Raw genomic sequence first — 16,630 nt, forward strand, 5'->3', positions numbered from 1 at the left:
CCGTTGCGTGGGTTGAAGCAGAGCAAAGGCGTCGAGGACGTACGGGGAGGGGCGAGATTAAGTTGCTGACCGTGACGGATACTGAGTCACCTGCGGCGAAGGCTGACCATGGGCGGCTGGCGATCGGGTGAAGCGGCCATGGTGCGGCGGTCGGCCTAACGGGTCAGCATGCTCCGGGCCTGGGCGAGTCCACCCACCAGTTCCCGCAACGCCGCGACGATCGCAGCTTCGAGCTCCGGGCTCAGTCGGCTGACCGGAACCGAGACGCTCACCGCGTCGACCGCCGGGCGGGCCAGCGGTACGGCCATCGCCACGCAGCGGATGCCCTCGGCGTTCTCCTCCCGGTCGACCGCGTGCCCGGTGGTCCGCACCGTGGCCAGGGCGGCGTGCAGGGACTCGGGGTCGGTGACCGTGTGCGGCGTGAGGCGAGCCAGCGGCCAGGTCAGCATCCGGTCGACGTCGGCGTCCGGATGCTCGGCCAGCAGGGCCTTGCCCAGCGCGGTGGCGTGTGCCGGCAGCCGGCGGCCGATCGCGCTGTACAGCCGCAGCCGGTGCACCGACTCCCGTTTGGCGAGGTAGACGACCTGGTCGCCGTCGAGTCGGCCGAGATGCACGGCTTCGCCGAAGCGACGGGACAGCTCGTCCAGCACGCCGGACAGCAGGCCGACCCGCTCGTCGCCGTCCAGATAGGCGGCACCGACCCGCAGCGCGCGTAGGCCGAGGCGGAACCGGGTGCCGCTCTCGTCGGTCTGCACCCAGCCGCGACCGACGAGCGTCCGGAGCAGGCCGTGCAGGCTGCTCTTCGGTATGCCGAGGGCGCGGGCCAGGTCGCCCAGCGCCCAGTGCTGTGGCCGCTCGGCGAGCAGTTCGAGCAGGTCGAGGGTGCGCCCGGCCGACTTCACGGGCTGGAAATCCTCGGGCGCGGTGGGCACGCGGCCACTCTAGCGAAGGGCGTACCCCTCCAGTAAGGTCACGTACGTGACCAACGTTCATAGTTCTGAACAGTTGCCGGTCGGTCGGGTGCTGCCCGTGGTGGTGCTCGACGACGCACGGCTCGCCGACCCGCTCGGTGACGCCCTGGTCAAGGGTGGTCTGACCGCCGTCGAGGTGACCCTGCGTACCGCCGCCGGGCTGGACGCCATCGCGGCGCTCGCCGCCCGCGACGACCTGACCGTGGGCGCCGGCACGGTGCTCACCGTCGAGCAGGCCGAGCGGGCGATCGGGGCCGGTGCCCGGTTCGTGGTGACCCCCGGCTTCGCGCCGGCCGTGGTCCGCGCCTGCCAGCAGGCCGGCGTGCCGGTGGTGCCCGGCGCGGCCACCGCGACCGAGATCCAGATGGCCCTCGACGCCGGCCTGAACGTGGTCAAGTTCTTCCCCGCCCAGCAGCTTGGCGGCGCGGCGATGATCAAGGCTCTCGCGGCACCGTTCCGCGACGTCCGGTTCATCCCCACCGGCGGCATCACCGCCGAGGTGATCGCCGACTACCTGGCCCTGCCGGCGGTGCTGGCGGTCGGAGCGAGCTGGATGGTCTCGGCCGACCTGATCGCCGGTGAGCAGTGGGACGAGATCGCCACCCGCACCCGGGCGGCACTGGCAGCGGCCGGAGGTGCGGCGTGAGCGCGGTGGACCCCCGGCCGAAGGCCGACTGCCGGTACGACCTGGTTTCGCTCGGTGAGGTCATGCTGCGGCTCGACCCCGGTGAGGGTCGGGTCCGCACCGCCCGTCAGTTCCGGGTCTGGGAGGGTGGCGGCGAATACAACGTCGCCCGGGGTCTGCGCCGCTGCTTCGGCCTGCGGACCGCGGTGGTCACCGCGTTCGCCCGCAACGAGGTCGGCCTGCTGCTGGAGGATCTGATCCTCCAGGGCGGCGTCGACACCAGCCTGATCACCTGGCTGCCGTACGACGGCATCGGCCGCACCGTCCGCAACGGACTGAACTTCACCGAGCGCGGCTTCGGCGTCCGTGGCGCGGTCGGCACCTCCGACCGGGGCCACTCCGCGGCCAGCCAGCTCAAGCCGGACGACGTCGACTGGGACCACCTCTTCGGCACGCTCGGGGTGCGGTGGCTGCACACCGGCGGCATCTACGCCGCCCTGTCCGACACGGCCGCGCAGACCGCCGAGGCCGCGATGACCGCGGCCCGTCGGCACGGCACCCTCGTCTCGTACGACCTGAACTACCGACCCAGCCTCTGGAAGGCTGTCGGCGGCCAGGACCGCGCGCGGGAGGTGAACACCCGGCTCGCCCGGCTGGTGGATGTGATGATCGGCAACGAGGAGGACTTCACCGCCTGCCTGGGCTTCCCGGTGCCGGACACGGACATCCACAGCGGTGCGCTGGACGCCGGCAACTTCAAGGCGATGATCGAGTCGGTCGTGCAGGCGTACCCCAACTTCAAGGTGGTGGCGACGACGCTGCGCGGGGTACGCAGCGCGACGGTGAACGACTGGGGTGCCGTGGCTTGGGCGGGCGGCGCGTTCGCCGAGGCCACCCACCGACCCGGCCTGGAGATCCTGGACCGGGTCGGCGGCGGTGACAGTTTCGCCTCCGGGCTGATCTACGGCCTGCTCGAACGCGACGGCGATCTGGCCATCGCGGTGGAGTACGGTGCCGCCCACGGCGCGCTGGCGATGACCACGCCGGGCGACACGTCCATGGCCAGCCTGGCCGAGGTGGAGGCGTTGGTGCGTGGCGCCGGCGCCCGGGTGCGACGCTGACCCGGTCGCTTCGGAGCGCCATTCGTGTTCGGTTGGCGTCAGTGCGGAAATTGACACACGTGTTGTGGTCCCGGCCGGACGGCCGAACGATGAGCTGCATGAGTGACAAGTCATTCGATTGACCGACCTCCGGAGAGGAGTGCCGGTCATGCCGGACGAATTCATCATGGGCGTACCCGAGGAACTTCGCTTCGATGTCATCGAGCTGCTGCCCCCGGAAGCGCTCGCCGGCCTGGCGAGAGAACCCTATTCCAGGGAGCTTCTCCAGGAGTACTTCCAGAAGGCCGACGTCTACTTTGTCGACAGGCCCCGCGATGTGGAGGATCGGAGGTCGGTCGAGGAGCTGATCGACGGACTCCGGGACAATCTCTATTTCCGGGGGCCCGGCAACGAGAAGCTGAACAAACTGTTCTACAAGACGCTCATCAGGCTGCCGAGCTGGGTGCCACGGCCGGACGGCGGAGAGCGGGGCGACCAGGTCGAATTCGTGGCTGCCTGCGTCAGTGGCGGAATCCCGCGAAGCTCCGACGCGATCAACCGCCGGGAGGCGCTCGAGGAGTTCACGAAGAGCGCCATCCGGCTGAACCTCTTCTCGTACTCCGACACCGGCGAGCGGTATCCGGGCCAGGACCTGTCGACGGTCATCGACGCCTGGGCCAGCGGCAAGATCGTGTACCTGTTCAACCCGGAGCAGCCCGGCAACTAGCCTGGTTTCAGGTCCAGCGGACGGTAGACGCCGCACCCGGGACCGGACCGGTCCGCTCAGGGGAGCAGATCGGTCCGGGCGGCACCGGTGGCCGGGTCGAACGGGTAGGACAGGTGCTGGTGCACCAGCTGCCAACGGCCGTCGCGGCGCGCGAAGACCCGGGTACCGCGCGACCAGCTCTCGACGGTCCCGTCACGGGGCGGGGTCACCCGTACCCGGTTCAGGCCCCAGGACACGGCGAGATCACCGTCGACCACGAGCGTCTGGTCGGGCACCTCCCAGCTCACCGCGCCATCACCCGACGCGTCCAGGCCGGCCTGGCAGATCTCACGTACCGCCGGTTCGCCGACATACCGCAGCGGCGCCTCGTGCTCGTACGACACGACGTCGGCGGCGATCGGCTCCATCAGGGCGTCGAGGTCCTTGTCCGCCGTCGCGGCGAACCACCGCTCGTGCAGCTCGTGCAGTTCCCTCTCGTCGGCGGCGGAGTTGCGGTCGGCCACCGGGTCGAGGGCGAACGAATGATGCTCGTGGGTGACCACCCACCGACCGTCGTCACGGCGTAGGCCCAGGGTGAGGCGCAACCGCCGGTCAGGCGCCTCGGCCAGGTCCGCCGGTGTGCCACAGCGCAGCAGGGCGTACGCGAACGCCACGTCGTCGCCGGCGGTGACCTCCAGCGACTCGATGTCGAACGACGCACCCTGGGCCTGCCAGCGGAAGAACGGCGGCCAGGTCTGCCGGTACGCGTCGAGGCCACGCACCCCCTGCTGCGGCGGCGGCACGTCGAACATCACGATGTTCTCGGCGTGGTCGGCGAGCACTGTGGCGAGGTCCCCCTGGTGTACGGCCCTGGCCCAGCGTTCGATCAGTTCGCGGATCTGTTCTTCATCGGTGGCCATGCTCGGCTCGGTCCTTCCGGGGTTGATCGGCTCCGTCACACCTACAACCCCGGCCGGAGCGGAAACTCACCGCCGGGCGGCGGTTTCGTCCTCGGAAAGTCGGTCGGGCAGGCCGAAAGTCGCGAACGGGGCGTCGAGGAAGGAGACCACCTCGGTGACCCGGGCACCGTCGAGCGCCAGCAGGTCCAGACCCGCTGGCCGGTAACTTCGCCGGGTGACGTCCCAGAGGTAGGTGCCGAACGCGAGCTGCCCGTTCGCCCGGGCCGGCAGAAATCGCCAGCGGTGGGCCAGGACCGCCTCGACGAGAAAACCGCGGATCGCGTCGCGGCCCTGGTACCAGACCCGCTGTGGCGGCATCGAGTACCGCGCCTCGTCGGTCAACATCGTTACCAGGGTCTCGACGTCGCCGGTCTCCCAGGCAGCCGCGTACCGCCGGGCGAGATCGCGCCGCGCCCGGTCGCCGAGCGTGCCGAGGGCCCGGTGCTGGCTGCGGTCCGGCAGCAGGCCGGCGAGTATCGCGCGGGCCCGCCGCAACGCGCTGTTGACCGCCACGACCGTGGTGTCCAGCAGTCCGGCGACCTCGCGGGCCGGATAGCCGAGCACGTCACGCAGCAGCAGGACCGCGCGTTGCCGGGCCGACAGATGTTGCAGCGCGGCGACGAACGCCAGCTCGACGCTCTCCCGGGCGATCACCCGGGCCGCTGGGTTCAGCTGGTCGGCCCAGGCCATCAGCCGATCCGGGTACGGCTCCAACCAGGCCACCTCGGTCGCCGGGTCGGCGCGCAGGTCGGTGGGCAGTTCCCGACGCCGTCGCAGCCCGATTAGCGTCAGCGCCCGATTTGTCGCTATCCGGTACAGCCAGGGCCGGATCCCGGCGTGGTCGTCGAGGCGTTCCAGAGCGCGCCAGGCCCGGTCCAGCGTGTCCTGTACGACGTCCTCCGCGTCGTGCAGCGAGCCCAGCATCCGGTAGCAGTGCGCCCGCAACTCGTCCCGCAGCGGCCCGACGAGACGACCGAACGCCTCACCATCGCCGGCCCGCGCCGCCGCCAGCAGCTCCGCGTCCGACCCGTCCGCCCGGCGCGGTCGCTGCCCGGGCGTCCGATCCAGCTCCACACCGGCACGGTACGCCGCCGAGCCTCGGTGTGTCGGTCACTCCGCCTGCCGGGTGCCGGACCCGGGCTGGTACGACCGTGCGACGATGCGCCCTGTGTTGATCGCTGCTGGCCAGTCGCGACCGGCGGGCCGGTCCGTCGGTTGGGTCGTCGGCATCCCGGCTCGGCCGACGGCACGGTGGGCCGGACGGGGTGGATCGGGCGGGCCGCCGTGCGTCCGGTGACCCGGCGGCCCGCGTGGCAGCGACGCGGTGACCGTTTCCGACACCCCGCGCAGATGATCGCCGTGGGATTCGCCGGTGCGATCGTGGTGGGCACCGGTCTGCTGTCGTTGCCCTGGGCAACCCGATCGGGAGACCCGCCCGACCTGGTGGACGCGCTGTTCACCGCCACCTCGGCGGTGTGCGTCACCGGCCTGGTCACGGTCGACACCGGCAGCTACTGGTCCGGCTTCGGGCAGGCGGTCATCCTGCTGCTCATCCAGATCGGCGGCCTCGGCATCATGACCCTGGCCACGCTGTTCACCGTGCTGCTGTCCCGTCGGCTCGGGCTGCGTGCCCGCTTTCTCGCCCAGGCCGAGACCAAGAGCCTCAACCTGGGCGACGTGCGCGGCGTGGTGCGTCGCATCGTCGTGTTCAGTCTGGTCAGCGAGGCGGTGGTGGCCACGCTGCTCACCATCCGGCTCGCCACCACGTACCAGCGCCCGTTCGGCGCCGCGCTCTACGAGGGTGTCTTCCACGCGATCTCCGCGTTCAACAACGCCGGCTTCTCCACGTACGCGGACAACCTGATGGGGTACGTGACCGATCCCTGGATCACCGTGACCGTCGCGGTGGCGGTCATCCTCGGTGGCCTCGGGTTCCCGGTCGTGTTCGAGCTGGTCCGCTCCTGGCGGCGCCCGGCGTACTGGTCGGTGACGACCCGGATAACCGTCGCGCTGACCGTGGCACTGCTGGCCCTCGGCACGGTGGCGTTCACCCTCGCCGAGTACTCGAACCCGGCCACGTTCGGCCCGCTCGACGGTCCGCAGAAGCTGCTCGCCGGGTTCTTCGCCTCCGCGATGACCCGTACCGCCGGTTTCAACAACGTCGACATCGGTGCGATGCGTCCGGAGAGCCTGCTCGCCAGCGACGTGCTGATGTTCATCGGCGGTGGCAGCGCGGGCACGGCCGGCGGCATCAAGGTCACCACCTTCGGGCTGCTCGCCTTCGTCCTGTGGTCCGAGATGCGGGGCGAGACCCAGGTCAACGTCGGCCACCGGCGGATTCCGGCCAGCAACCAGCGGCAGGCCCTCGCGATCGTCCTGCTCGGTGCCGGCGCGGTCGCCGTGGCCACCTTCGTGCTCCTGGCCATCACCCCGTACCGGCTCGACGCGGTCCTGTTCGAGGTGGTGTCGGCCTTCGCCACCGTCGGCCTGTCCACCGGCATCACGGCTGACCTGCCGCCGCAGGCCGACGTGCTGCTCGTAATGCTGATGTTCGCCGGCCGGATCGGACCGCTCACGTTGGCCTCCGCGCTGGCGCTGCGGGACCGTAACCGGCGTTTCGAGCTACCCGAGGAGAGGACGATCGTTGGCTGACATCCGTAACGAGCCGGTCGTCGTGATCGGTCTGGGCCGCTTCGGCAGCGCGCTGGCTCTCGAACTGGCCAGGCGGGGTACCGAGGTGCTCGCCATCGACAGCCAGCCGAAGATCGTGCAGAGCATGGTGGGGCAGCTTCCGCATGTGATCACCGCCGACTCGACCGACATCGAGGCGCTGCGGCAGCTCGGCGTGGGCGATTTCCACCGGGCGGTGGTGGCGATCGGCACCGACATCCAGGCCAGCATCCTGACCACCAGCCTGCTCGCCGAACTCGGCATCCCCGACATCTGGGCCAAGGCGATCACTGGGCAGCACCGCAACATCCTGACCCGCGTCGGCGCCCACCACGTCATCGCGCCCGAGCACGACATGGGCGAACGCACCGCCCACCTGCTCACCGGCCGCATCCTCGACTACGTGGAGGTGGACGCGGACTTCGCCGTCATCAAGACCAAACCGCCGGGCGACGTGGTGGGCATGCCACTGCGCGAGTCCCGGCTGCGCAGCCGGTGGGGGGTGACCGTGGTGGCGGTGAAGCCGGAAGCGGCCGTCGGCGGACGACGGCCCGGTTTCACCCACGCCACCCCCGACACCGTGCTGAGCTACGGAGATCTGATCCTGGTGGTCGGCCCGGTCGACAACGTCGAGAGGTTCGCCGCTGCGGAGTGAGCGGGCCCAACACTTGACGGCGGTCCGACTTCTCCGCTGCGTCCACCGACCGGCCTGTTGCGGAGGATTGTCGGACTTGGCGACTATCCTCACGCGTCGTGACCGCACAGCTGAACGAGATGCCGCCCGACCTGCTGGACTTGTTCGCGGACGCCGCTGCGCGCCCCCGGACGTTGTCCGTGCCGCTCCCGCCCGGCCGGACGGTCCGCGGCGATGAGGGCGGCGCCGACCGGCCGACGCTGTGGCTCAGCGATGACCCGCCTCCGGCTGGGCTGTGGCCGCGGTTGCACGCCGCCCACCGGGAGTCGGGGTTGTGGCCGTTGCTGCTGGACGGCTACGACGGTGAGCCGACGCGGCCCTGGCAGGACGGCGAGTTCTGGCCCGGGCGCGGGTCGTCGCCGGCCGAGCATGATCCGGAGCGGCTGCTCGCCGGTTGGTGGGCCGACCAGACGACTCCCTACGACGGCGACGACCAGCTGTCCAACGACCGGCGGGCCGCCGTCACCGCCCCGTACGGGCGGGACTGGCCCGGGCTGGCGCCGCCCGGCGAGCCGTGGACGACGCCGCAGCGGCACGCGGACCACTGGGCCGAGCAGTTGCGGCTGGCCCAACCGGCCATGCGCCTCGGCCTGGTTCCCGCCGAGCGGGGCAGCGACGCCCTGGCCGTCCTCGGCTGGCTGGGCGCGATCAACCACACAGCCGATCCCGGCCGGCTGTCGGCCGTGCTGCGCAGCTGGGAGGACCGGTTCGGCGCCCGGGTGATCGGGGTCGGCTTCGCCGAGCTGTACCTCAGCGTCGCCGCGCCGCCGGAGCAGGCCACCGAGGCGCTGCGGGTGGCCGCCGAGCATTTCGCCTTCTGCCCGGACAACGTCTGGCAGGGGCAGCGACCATGCACCCTGGCCGCGTACGCCGAACGGATCGTCGACGCGCCGACCTGGGCTTTCTGGTGGGACTGACCCGGGTGGTCCTCAGTGGGCCGGGTCGCCCTGACCGGGCAGCGTGAGCGTCACCAGGAACGCCGCGTGGTCGGTCGTCCGTTCCATGCTGACCGACCTGGTGGACTCGATCGGCAGGTCCGCCGTGGCCATGAACTGCTGCACCCCGCCGTCGTGCCGGTGCCGGTAGTCCGCCGGTACGCAGGAACGCACGTCGGGTGTGCCACCCTGCCGCAGGTTGAGGTCGCCGCTGATCACCGTGGGCTGGTAGCGGCCGTCGGCGTGCAGCTGCGGGATCGCCGTGCCGACCAGGTGGGAGCACTGGGCGAGGGCCAGGGTCGAGCTGGTGTACGCCAGGTGGGTGGTGCAGGCGAAGAAGAGGGTGCGGGCCTCGACGCAGAGCCAGGCCCGTTGCTCGGGGTCGGCCGGGTCCTGTGCCGGGTAGATGCCGGCGTGCACCTCGTGCCCGGCGTCGGGCGCGGCGATGTGCGTCAGCACTCCGACGCCGTACCGCTGTCCGTTGACGCAGCGGTACGGCTCGCCGGTGCGGCCGTTGCGTGCCGGCTGGAAGGCGGCCACCACCGTGCCGGCGTGCACGTCGGTCATCACCCGTTCCAGGGTGTCCACGTCGCCGGAGCAGATCTCGTTGAGGGTGACGACGTCGGGGGCCTCGGCCCGGATCACCTCGGCGGCCCGGGCCACCGCGCGACCCGTGTAGCACCCGGTGGCCATGCCGCTGTTGCACAGGTTCAGTTGGAGCACCCGCAGCGGTGCCGGCGCGACCGGTGCGACGACGGAGCAGCCGGCCAGCAGGACGGCGACCGAGACCAGGGCGGCGGCGGCCACCAGTGGCCGCGGAACTGTCGGACGAGAAACCATGCACCAGCCCTGGGCTCGCGGAGGGGCTGAAAGTGTATCCGTACCGGCGGGACGGCGCTCAGGTCCGCAGCGGGTACGGGATGAAGGTGCTGCGGTTCTCGTCCACGTCGAGTTTCCGGCTGATCGGGGGCGCGGCCCGCTGCGGGCAGGTCATCCGCTCGCAGGTCTTGCAGCCCGGTCCGATCGGGGTCGCGGCCTCGGCCGCGTGCAGGTCCATCCCGGTGGAGTAGACCAGCCGGCTGGCGTGCCGCACCTCGCAGCCCAGCCCGATGGCGTACACCTTGCCGGGTTGGCCGTAGCCGCCGTGGTGGCGGGTGATGGTGCGGGCGATCCACAGGTAACGCTGCCCGTCCGGCATGGCGGCGACCTGGGTGACCACCCGCCCCGGCGCCCCGAACGCCTCGTACACCGTCCACAACGGACAGGTGCCACCGGTGCGCGAGAACGGGAAGCCGGTGGCCGACTGTCGTTTCGACATGTTGCCGGCCCGGTCGACCCGGACGAAGGAGAACGGCACGCCGCGTGCCCGGGGCCGCTGCAACGTGCTGAGCCGGTGGCAGACCGTCTCCCAGCCCATCGCGTAGTGCTGGGTGAGCAGGTCGATGTCGTACCGACGCTGCTCGGCGGCGGCCAGGAAGTGTTCGTACGGCAGCAGCAGCGCCGCCGCGAAGTAGTTGGCCAGACCGACCCGGGTGAGGATCTGGGTCTGCACATCGTCGAACTCCTCCGACTCGACGATCTCGTCGATGACGTCGGCGAACTCCAGCAGTGCGATCTGTGCCGCCATCCGCATCGCCTCCTGCCCGGCGCGCAGCGACGTGGACAGGTGCAGGGTGCGGGTCTGCGGGCGGTACCGGTGCAGCTCGCCACCGAGGGCGGCGGCGTCCTCGCGGGCCACGTGCACGCCGTGCCGTTGCGCCAGCCGGTCGCGGAGCAGGGCGCGGACCTCGCCGCGGCGCAGCTCCATCCGTCCGGCCAGCCGCTCGGCCTCCTCGTCGAGATCCGGCACGTAGTTCTGCCGCCGGTAGAAGAACTCGGTGACCTGGTCGTGCGGGCTGCGGCCGATCCGCTCGCGGTCACCGACCAGCTCGGCGAGCTGCTCGTCGGCCTGCTGGTAGCGCCGGTGCAGCTCGATGACCGCCGCCGCCACCTCCGGCAGCCGGGTGGCCAGTTCGGTGAGTTCGGTCAGGCCGGCGCGTCCGGGCAGCGCCTCGCGTAGCCCGGCGACCAGCCGAGGGGTGTCGTGCGCGGCGAACACGGTCGGGTCGACGCCGAACAGTTCGGTGATGCGTAACAGCACCGGCACGGTCAGTGGGCGGCTGTCGTGCTCGATCTGGTTGAGGTAGCTCGGGGAGATGCTGAGGTGCCGGGCCAGCTCCGTCTGGCTCAGCCCGCGCTCCTCACGCATCCGGCGCAGCCGCGCGCCGGCGAACGTCCTGGCGACCGTCCTCACCTCCCTGCTCCGGCGACCGGGTCCGGTCACATTAGCACTGCTGCGAATGGCCGCTTTCACAACTTCGCAGAATCGCCCGTTGACTTTTCAATAATTGGCTTTTTCCGTCCCTCGACCAGCTCCGGCCTGCCATGTGACCGTTGGCTGCACACCCGGCGGCCCGGCGTCTCGCGCAGCGTCACCAGGTGACGACGGAATTCGAAGGGAATGAGAAACGATGGTTACCGCGGTCGAGCAGTTGCAGCACGAATGGGACACCAACCCTCGCTGGCGGGGTGTGCGACGCAGCTACCGCGCCGAGGACGTGGTGCGGTTGCGTGGTGCGATCCAGGAGGAGCACACCCTGGCCCGGCACGGCGCGAACCGGCTGTGGCGGTTGCTGAACAGCGAGGACTACATCCACGCCCTCGGTGCCCTCACCGGCAACCAGGCCGTGCAGATGGTCCGGGCCGGGCTCAAGGCGATCTACCTCTCCGGCTGGCAGGTGGCCGCCGACGCGAACCTGGCCGGGCACACCTACCCCGACCAGAGCCTGTACCCGGCCAACTCGGTGCCCGCGGTGGTGCGTCGGATCAACAACGCCCTGCTGCGCGCCGCGCAGATCACCACCGCCGAGGGTGACCCGTCCGGCATCGACTGGCTGGCGCCGATCGTCGCCGACGCCGAGGCCGGCTTCGGTGGTGTGCTCAACGCGTACGAGCTGATGAACGCGATGATCGCGGCCGGGGCCGCCGGCGTGCACTGGGAGGACCAGCTCGCCAGCGAGAAGAAGTGCGGTCACCTCGGTGGGAAGGTGCTCATCCCCACCGGCCAGCACATCCGCACCCTGGAGGCGGCGCGGTTGGCCGCCGACGTGGCGGGCGTGCCGTCGGTGGTCATCGCCCGCACCGACGCCCAGGCCGCCACCCTGCTCACCACCGACGTCGACGAGCGGGACCAGCCGTTCGTCACCGGCGAGCGCACCGCCGAGGGCTTCTACCGGGTCCGCAACGGCGTCGAGCCGTGCATCGCCCGTGGCCTGGCGTACGCGCCGCACGCCGACCTGCTCTGGATGGAGACCAGCACCCCGGACCTGGAGGTCGCCCGCCGCTTCGCCGAGGCGGTCAAGGCGGAGTACCCGGACCAGCTGCTCGCCTACAACTGCTCGCCGTCGTTCAACTGGCGCAAGCACCTCGACGACGCGACCATCGCGAAGTTCCAGCGGGAGCTCGGCCACATGGGATACAAGTTCCAGTTCATCACCCTGGCCGGCTTCCACGCCCTCAACTACTCGATGTTCGACCTGGCCCGGGGCTACGCGACCGACGGGATGTCGGCGTACGTCTCGCTCCAGGAGCGCGAGTTCGCGGCCGAGCCGGCCGGCTACACCGCGGTCAAGCACCAGCGCGAGGTGGGTACCGGTTACTTCGACCTGATCAGCACGGTGCTCAACCCGGCCGCCGAGACCACCGCGCTGCGTGGCTCCACCGAAGAGGAGCAGTTCGCATGAGATACGAGATCATCGGCCCGATGGCCGAACGCTTCGACGAGGTCCTCACCGGCGAGGCGCTGGACTTCCTGGTCGCGCTGGACAGCGAGTTCGCCGCCCGCCGGGTGGCCCTGCTGGACACCCGCCGGGCCCGCCGCGACCGCTACGCCACCGGCCAGCTGCCCGACTTCCTGCCGGAGACCGCGGCGGTCCGCGACGACCCGACCTGGCAGGTGGCGGCGCCCGCACCCGGCCTGGAGGACCGGCGAGTCGAGATCACCGGGCCACCAGACCGCAAGATGACCATCAACGCGTTGAACTCCGGCGCCAAGGTGTGGCTCGCCGACTTCGAGGACGCCACCGCGCCGACCTGGCAGAACGTCATCGGCGGCCAGCTCAACCTGATCGACGCCCTGGACCGCCGGATCGACTTCACCGACGCGCGGGGCAAGCGGTACGCGCTCGGCGACGACCTGGCCACGATCGTGGTGCGACCGCGCGGTTGGCACCTGGTGGAGAAGGGGATCGTGGTCGACGGCCGACCGATCTCGGCCAGCCTGGTCGACTTCGGGCTGTACCTGTTCCACTGCGCCCGGCGGCAGCTCGACGCCGGCAAGGGTCCGTACTTCTACCTGCCGAAGCTGGAGAGCCACCGCGAGGCGCGGTTGTGGAACGACATCTTCGTCTTCGCGCAGCGCTACCTGGGGCTGCCGCAGGGCACCATCCGGGCCACCACGCTGATCGAGACGATCACCGCCGCGTTCGAGATGGAGGAGATCCTCTACGAGCTGCGCGAGCACTCGGCGGGCCTGAACGCCGGGCGGTGGGACTACATCTTCAGCATCATCAAGAACTTCGGCCAGTGGCCGGACTTCGTCCTGCCGGATCGGGCCGAGGTGACGATGACCGTGCCGTTCATGCGTGCGTACACCGAACTGCTGGTGCGCACCTGTCACCGGCGTGGCGCGCACGCGATCGGCGGGATGGCCGCCTTCGTCCCGGCTCGTGACCCGCAGGTCAACGAGATGGCGCTGGGCAAGGTGCGGGCCGACAAGCAGCGCGAGGCCGGCGACGGCTTCGACGGCTCCTGGGTCGCCCACCCCGGCCTGGTGGCGACCTGCCGCGAGGTCTTCGACGGGGTGCTGGGCGAGCGCCCGAACCAGCTCGACCGGCGTCGTGACGAGGTGACGGTGACCGCCGCCGAGCTGCTCTCGGTGGACAAGACCCCGGGACAGGTCACCGAGGCGGGGGTGCGCGCCAACGTCGCGGTGGCGCTGCGCTACATCGACGCCTGGCTCGGCGGCGCGGGGGCGGTGGCGCTGTGGAACCTGATGGAGGACGCGGCCACCGCCGAGATCGCCCGCTGCCAGTTGTGGCAGTGGCTGCACCACGGCACCCCGCTGGCCGGCGGGGGAGCGGTGACCGAGGAACTGGTCCGTTCGATGCTCGCCCAGGAGCTGGCCACGGTGACCGAGGGGCGGGCGGACGCCGAGCGGGAACGCGCCGAGCAGGCCGCCCGGATCGTCGAGGAGACGGCGCTCGGCGAGGACCTCCCGTCGTTCTTCACCACCAGCGCGTACGCCCGGCACCTGGGGCCGGCGCGGGCGCTCGCGCTGGCGGCGGGCTGAGGCTGATCGTCCCGACGCGACGGCGCCGGTTCGGGGGCTCGGACCCCCGGCCGGCGCCGTCGCGTCCCGTCAGCCGTCGATCCGGGTGATGTTGCGGATCTTGTTGGAGGCGTCCAGGGCGGCCACCTTGTACGCCTCGGCCAGTGTCGGGTAGTTGAACACCGTGTCGACCAGGTAGTCCACCGTGCCGCCGCAGCCCATCACCGTCTGCCCGATGTGCACGATCTCGGTGGCGCCGGTGCCGAAGACGTGCACGCCGAGCAGCCGGCCGTCCTCCGGCGAGACGAGCAGCTTCAACATGCCGTACGAGTCACCCACGATCTGGCCGCGCGCCAGCTCGCGGTAGCGGGCGATGCCCACCTCGAACGGCGTCGCGCTGTCGGTCAACTCCTCCTCGGTCTTCCCGACGAAGCTGATCTCCGGGATGGTGTAGATGCCGATGGGCTGCAACTCGTGCATCGGGCGGTCCGGCTCGCCGCAGGCGTGCTGCGCGGCCAACCGCCCCTGCTCCATCGACGTCGAGGCCAGCGCCGGGAAACCGATGACGTCGCCGACGGCGTAGATGTTCCCCACGGCGGTGCGGTAGTTGGCGTCGACCTCGATGCGACCGCGTCGGTCCGCGGTCAACCCCGCCGCGGCCAGGTCCAGCCCGTCGGTCTGGCCCTGCCGGCCGGCCGAGTACATGACCGTGTCGGCGACGATCTTCTTGCCGCTCTTGAGGACGCACAGCGCGGCGGTCTGGTGCTTCTCGACCGAGGCCACCTCCTCGCCGAAGCGGAACGTCACGGACAGGTCCCGCAGGTGGTACTTCAACGACTCGACGACCTCCTCGTCGCAGAAGTCGAGCATCCGCTCGCGTCGTTCGACCACGGTGACCTTCGTGCCGAGCGCGGCGAACATCGAGGCGTACTCCATGCCGATCACGCCGGCGCCGACCACGACCATGCTGCGGGGTACGGCCTGCAGGTTGATGACGCCGTCGGAGTCCACGATGGTCCGGTCGTCGAAGTCGACGCTCTCCGGGCGCGCCGGCCGGGTGCCGGCGGCGATGATGGCCTTGTCGAAGGTGACCTTGGACTCGCGTCCCGAATCGCCGTCGACCCAGACCGAGTGGGCGTCGGCGAACCGCCCGGTGCCGGTGATGATCGCGACCCGGTTGCGGGCCAGCTGGTTACGGATGACGTCGGTCTGCCGGTTGATGACGTGCTGGGTCCGGGCGGCCAGATCGCTGACCGTGATCTCGTCCTTGACCCGATAGCTGCTGCCGTAGAGGTCCCGCTGGCTGAGGCCGGTCAGGTAGAGCACCGCCTCGCGGAGGGTCTTGGACGGCACGGTGCCGGTGTTGATGCACACCCCGCCGAGCATGTCGCGCCGTTCCACCAGGCCGACCCGCCGGCCGAGCTTCGCCGCGGCGATGGCGGCCTTCTGACCGCTGGGCCCGGAGCCCAGCACCAACAGGTCGTAGTCATACACGATCACCAGCGTCGCAAGATGTCGCGGCCAGCACCAGACCCGTCGCGTACCCGGCAGGTGACGTTAACCAGGTTGGAACAAACACGGTGCCGCTGCCGGGCACCTGGCCCGGCAGCGCACCGTCGTCGACCGTTCAGCCGGCCGTGGTGCCGGCGAGCGCGGCCGGTCCCATCTGGAAGTCCGGGTCGATCTGCGTGGTGAGATCCACCCCGGTGCGCTCGTTGGCCCAGGCCCCGGCGTTGCGCCGGTGGAACTCGTGGGCCCACCGGGTGAACGCCGCCCAGTCCTGCGTGGTGCCGTCGACGGCGTCGGTCATCAGGCCCAGCACCGCGCGGTTGGCGTTCTCGAGGTCGTGCAGCGGGCCGACCGTGCCACGCTCGGCGCGGCGCACGTAGGCCGATCGGCTCATCCAGGCGAGCAGGTCCGCGCCGACGTGTTCGTGGAGGAACGCCACATCGGCGGCGTCCTCGACCTTGTTGCCGATCACCGACAGGGCCACCCCGTAGTCGCGGGCGTAGCCGGCGTACTGCCGGTAGACGCTGACGCTGCGCACCGTCGGTTCGCAGACCAGGAAGGTGCGGTCGAAGCGGGTGAACAGTCCCGAGGCGAACGAGTCGGCACCGGCGGTCATGTCCACCACGACGTACTCGCCGGGCCCGTCGAGCAGGTGGTTCAGCAGCAACTCCACCGCGCCGACCTTGGCGTGGTAGCAGGCCACCCCCAGATCCTCGGCGCTGAACTCGCCGGTCGCCGCCAGCCGGACGTCGCCGACGGTGGTCACGCACTCGGCCCAGATCGGGTTCTCCTCCGCCATTCGCAGCAGCCGGGAACCCCGTCCGGGCGGGGTGGTCTTCACCATCTGCTTCGCCGAAACGATGCGCGGGTTGTCGCCGCGCAGGTACTCCTTGATCGCCGGCAGGTGTTCACTCAACGGCCGCGCCGCGCTCACGGCGCCCGGACCACCCAGGGCCACCGCGAGATGCTGGTTGATGTCGGCGTCGATGGCCAGCACGGGGCGCCCCTCGGCGGTGAGCTGGCGGGCGTGGAGCGCGGCGAGGGTGGTCTTGCCACTGCCACCCTTGCCGACGAAGGCGATCTTCATCGGCAC

General features: G+C 70.9%; 15 protein-coding genes. 8 read left to right on the forward strand and 7 right to left on the reverse strand.

Annotated elements, in window-relative coordinates:
- Positions 1 to 155: 155 nt before the first annotated feature.
- Positions 156 to 932 (reverse strand): IclR family transcriptional regulator, encoded by a 777-nt coding sequence (locus tag O7597_RS25655; protein WP_281580976.1) that lies wholly within the window; start codon positions 930 to 932, stop codon positions 156 to 158.
- Between the two features lie 46 nt (positions 933 to 978).
- Between O7597_RS25655 and eda the strand changes: the two genes are divergently transcribed.
- The 3 genes from eda to O7597_RS25670 all read left to right on the forward strand — a co-directional run bounded on the left by eda (position 979) and on the right by O7597_RS25670 (position 3,423).
- Positions 979 to 1,617, forward strand: coding sequence for a bifunctional 4-hydroxy-2-oxoglutarate aldolase/2-dehydro-3-deoxy-phosphogluconate aldolase (gene eda, locus O7597_RS25660; protein WP_269741252.1), 639 nt, complete (start codon positions 979 to 981; stop codon positions 1,615 to 1,617).
- Positions 1,614 to 2,717 (forward strand): sugar kinase, encoded by a 1,104-nt coding sequence (locus tag O7597_RS25665; RefSeq protein WP_269741253.1) that lies wholly within the window; start codon positions 1,614 to 1,616, stop codon positions 2,715 to 2,717. The genes eda and O7597_RS25665 overlap by 4 nt, the downstream gene beginning before the upstream one ends.
- Positions 2,718 to 2,865: 148 nt before the next feature.
- Positions 2,866 to 3,423, forward strand: coding sequence for a hypothetical protein (locus O7597_RS25670; protein ID WP_269741254.1), 558 nt, complete (start codon positions 2,866 to 2,868; stop codon positions 3,421 to 3,423).
- 56 nt (positions 3,424 to 3,479) lie between these two features.
- Here O7597_RS25670 and O7597_RS25675 read toward each other — a convergent pair whose 3' ends face one another.
- Positions 3,480 to 4,322: an SgcJ/EcaC family oxidoreductase gene (locus O7597_RS25675; protein ID WP_269741255.1), complete on the reverse strand. Its 843-nt coding sequence runs from the start codon at positions 4,320 to 4,322 to the stop codon at positions 3,480 to 3,482.
- A 66-nt stretch (positions 4,323 to 4,388) separates the two neighbouring features.
- Positions 4,389 to 5,375, reverse strand: a complete 987-nt coding sequence (locus O7597_RS25680) for an RNA polymerase subunit sigma-70 (protein WP_269742734.1) — start codon at positions 5,373 to 5,375, stop codon at positions 4,389 to 4,391.
- A gap of 336 nt (positions 5,376 to 5,711) precedes the next feature.
- Between O7597_RS25680 and O7597_RS25685 the strand changes: the two genes are divergently transcribed.
- The 3 genes from O7597_RS25685 (at position 5,712) to O7597_RS25695 (ending at position 8,642) form a co-directional block, all read left to right on the forward strand.
- A complete protein-coding gene (locus O7597_RS25685; protein ID WP_281580977.1) occupies positions 5,712 to 7,013 on the forward strand; it encodes a TrkH family potassium uptake protein in 1,302 nt (433 codons plus the stop codon).
- Positions 7,006 to 7,686: a TrkA family potassium uptake protein gene (locus O7597_RS25690; RefSeq protein ID WP_281580978.1), complete on the forward strand. Its 681-nt coding sequence runs from the start codon at positions 7,006 to 7,008 to the stop codon at positions 7,684 to 7,686. Before O7597_RS25685 ends, O7597_RS25690 begins: the two co-directional genes overlap by 8 nt.
- Positions 7,687 to 7,784: 98 nt before the next feature.
- Entirely contained in the window at positions 7,785 to 8,642 is an 858-nt protein-coding gene (locus tag O7597_RS25695; RefSeq protein ID WP_281580979.1) for a DUF4253 domain-containing protein, read from the forward strand.
- A 12-nt stretch (positions 8,643 to 8,654) separates the two neighbouring features.
- On the opposite strand, the gene O7597_RS25700 is transcribed toward O7597_RS25695, so the two are convergent.
- Both O7597_RS25700 and O7597_RS25705 read right to left on the reverse strand, forming a co-directional pair.
- Complete coding sequence (locus tag O7597_RS25700) at positions 8,655 to 9,500, reverse strand: endonuclease/exonuclease/phosphatase family protein (protein WP_281580980.1); 846 nt, start codon at positions 9,498 to 9,500, stop codon at positions 8,655 to 8,657.
- Between the two features lie 58 nt (positions 9,501 to 9,558).
- A complete protein-coding gene (locus O7597_RS25705) occupies positions 9,559 to 10,953 on the reverse strand; it encodes a short-chain fatty acyl-CoA regulator family protein (RefSeq protein WP_281580981.1) in 1,395 nt (464 codons plus the stop codon).
- A 217-nt stretch (positions 10,954 to 11,170) separates the two neighbouring features.
- Here O7597_RS25705 and aceA point away from each other — a divergent pair, with 217 nt between their 5' ends.
- Both aceA and aceB read left to right on the forward strand, forming a co-directional pair.
- Positions 11,171 to 12,442, forward strand: a complete 1,272-nt coding sequence (aceA, locus tag O7597_RS25710; RefSeq protein ID WP_281580982.1) for an isocitrate lyase — start codon at positions 11,171 to 11,173, stop codon at positions 12,440 to 12,442.
- Positions 12,439 to 14,049: a malate synthase A gene (gene aceB / locus O7597_RS25715; protein ID WP_269741261.1), complete on the forward strand. Its 1,611-nt coding sequence runs from the start codon at positions 12,439 to 12,441 to the stop codon at positions 14,047 to 14,049. The genes aceA and aceB overlap by 4 nt, the downstream gene beginning before the upstream one ends.
- A gap of 69 nt (positions 14,050 to 14,118) precedes the next feature.
- Here aceB and sthA read toward each other — a convergent pair whose 3' ends face one another.
- Positions 14,119 to 15,522: a Si-specific NAD(P)(+) transhydrogenase gene (gene sthA, locus O7597_RS25720; protein WP_269741262.1), complete on the reverse strand. Its 1,404-nt coding sequence runs from the start codon at positions 15,520 to 15,522 to the stop codon at positions 14,119 to 14,121.
- Positions 15,523 to 15,655: 133 nt separating this feature from the next.
- The gene (locus O7597_RS25725; RefSeq protein ID WP_281580983.1) at positions 15,656 to 16,624 is read right to left on the reverse strand and encodes an ATP-binding protein; all 969 of its coding nucleotides are present in this window, start codon (positions 16,622 to 16,624) and stop codon (positions 15,656 to 15,658) included.
- Positions 16,625 to 16,630 lie beyond the last annotated feature (6 nt).

The sequence above is a fragment of the Verrucosispora sp. WMMC514 genome (assembly GCF_027497295.1).
In the GTDB taxonomy this organism is placed as follows: Bacteria; Actinomycetota; Actinomycetes; order Mycobacteriales; family Micromonosporaceae; genus Micromonospora; species Micromonospora palythoicola.

Excerpts from the sequence above, each read along its gene's own strand:
- aceB (WP_269741261.1), top strand. The coding sequence starts at position 12,439 with ATGAGATACGAGATCATCGGCCCGATGGCCGAACGCTTCGACGAGGTC.
- O7597_RS25725 (WP_281580983.1), bottom strand. The coding sequence starts at position 16,624 with ATGAAGATCGCCTTCGTCGGCAAGGGTGGCAGTGGCAAGACCACCCTC.
- O7597_RS25685 (WP_281580977.1), top strand. The coding sequence starts at position 5,712 with ATGATCGCCGTGGGATTCGCCGGTGCGATCGTGGTGGGCACCGGTCTG.
- O7597_RS25670 (WP_269741254.1), top strand. The coding sequence starts at position 2,866 with ATGCCGGACGAATTCATCATGGGCGTACCCGAGGAACTTCGCTTCGAT.
- aceA (WP_281580982.1), top strand. The coding sequence starts at position 11,171 with ATGGTTACCGCGGTCGAGCAGTTGCAGCACGAATGGGACACCAACCCT.
- O7597_RS25675 (WP_269741255.1), bottom strand. The coding sequence starts at position 4,322 with ATGGCCACCGATGAAGAACAGATCCGCGAACTGATCGAACGCTGGGCC.
- O7597_RS25700 (WP_281580980.1), bottom strand. The coding sequence starts at position 9,500 with ATGGTTTCTCGTCCGACAGTTCCGCGGCCACTGGTGGCCGCCGCCGCC.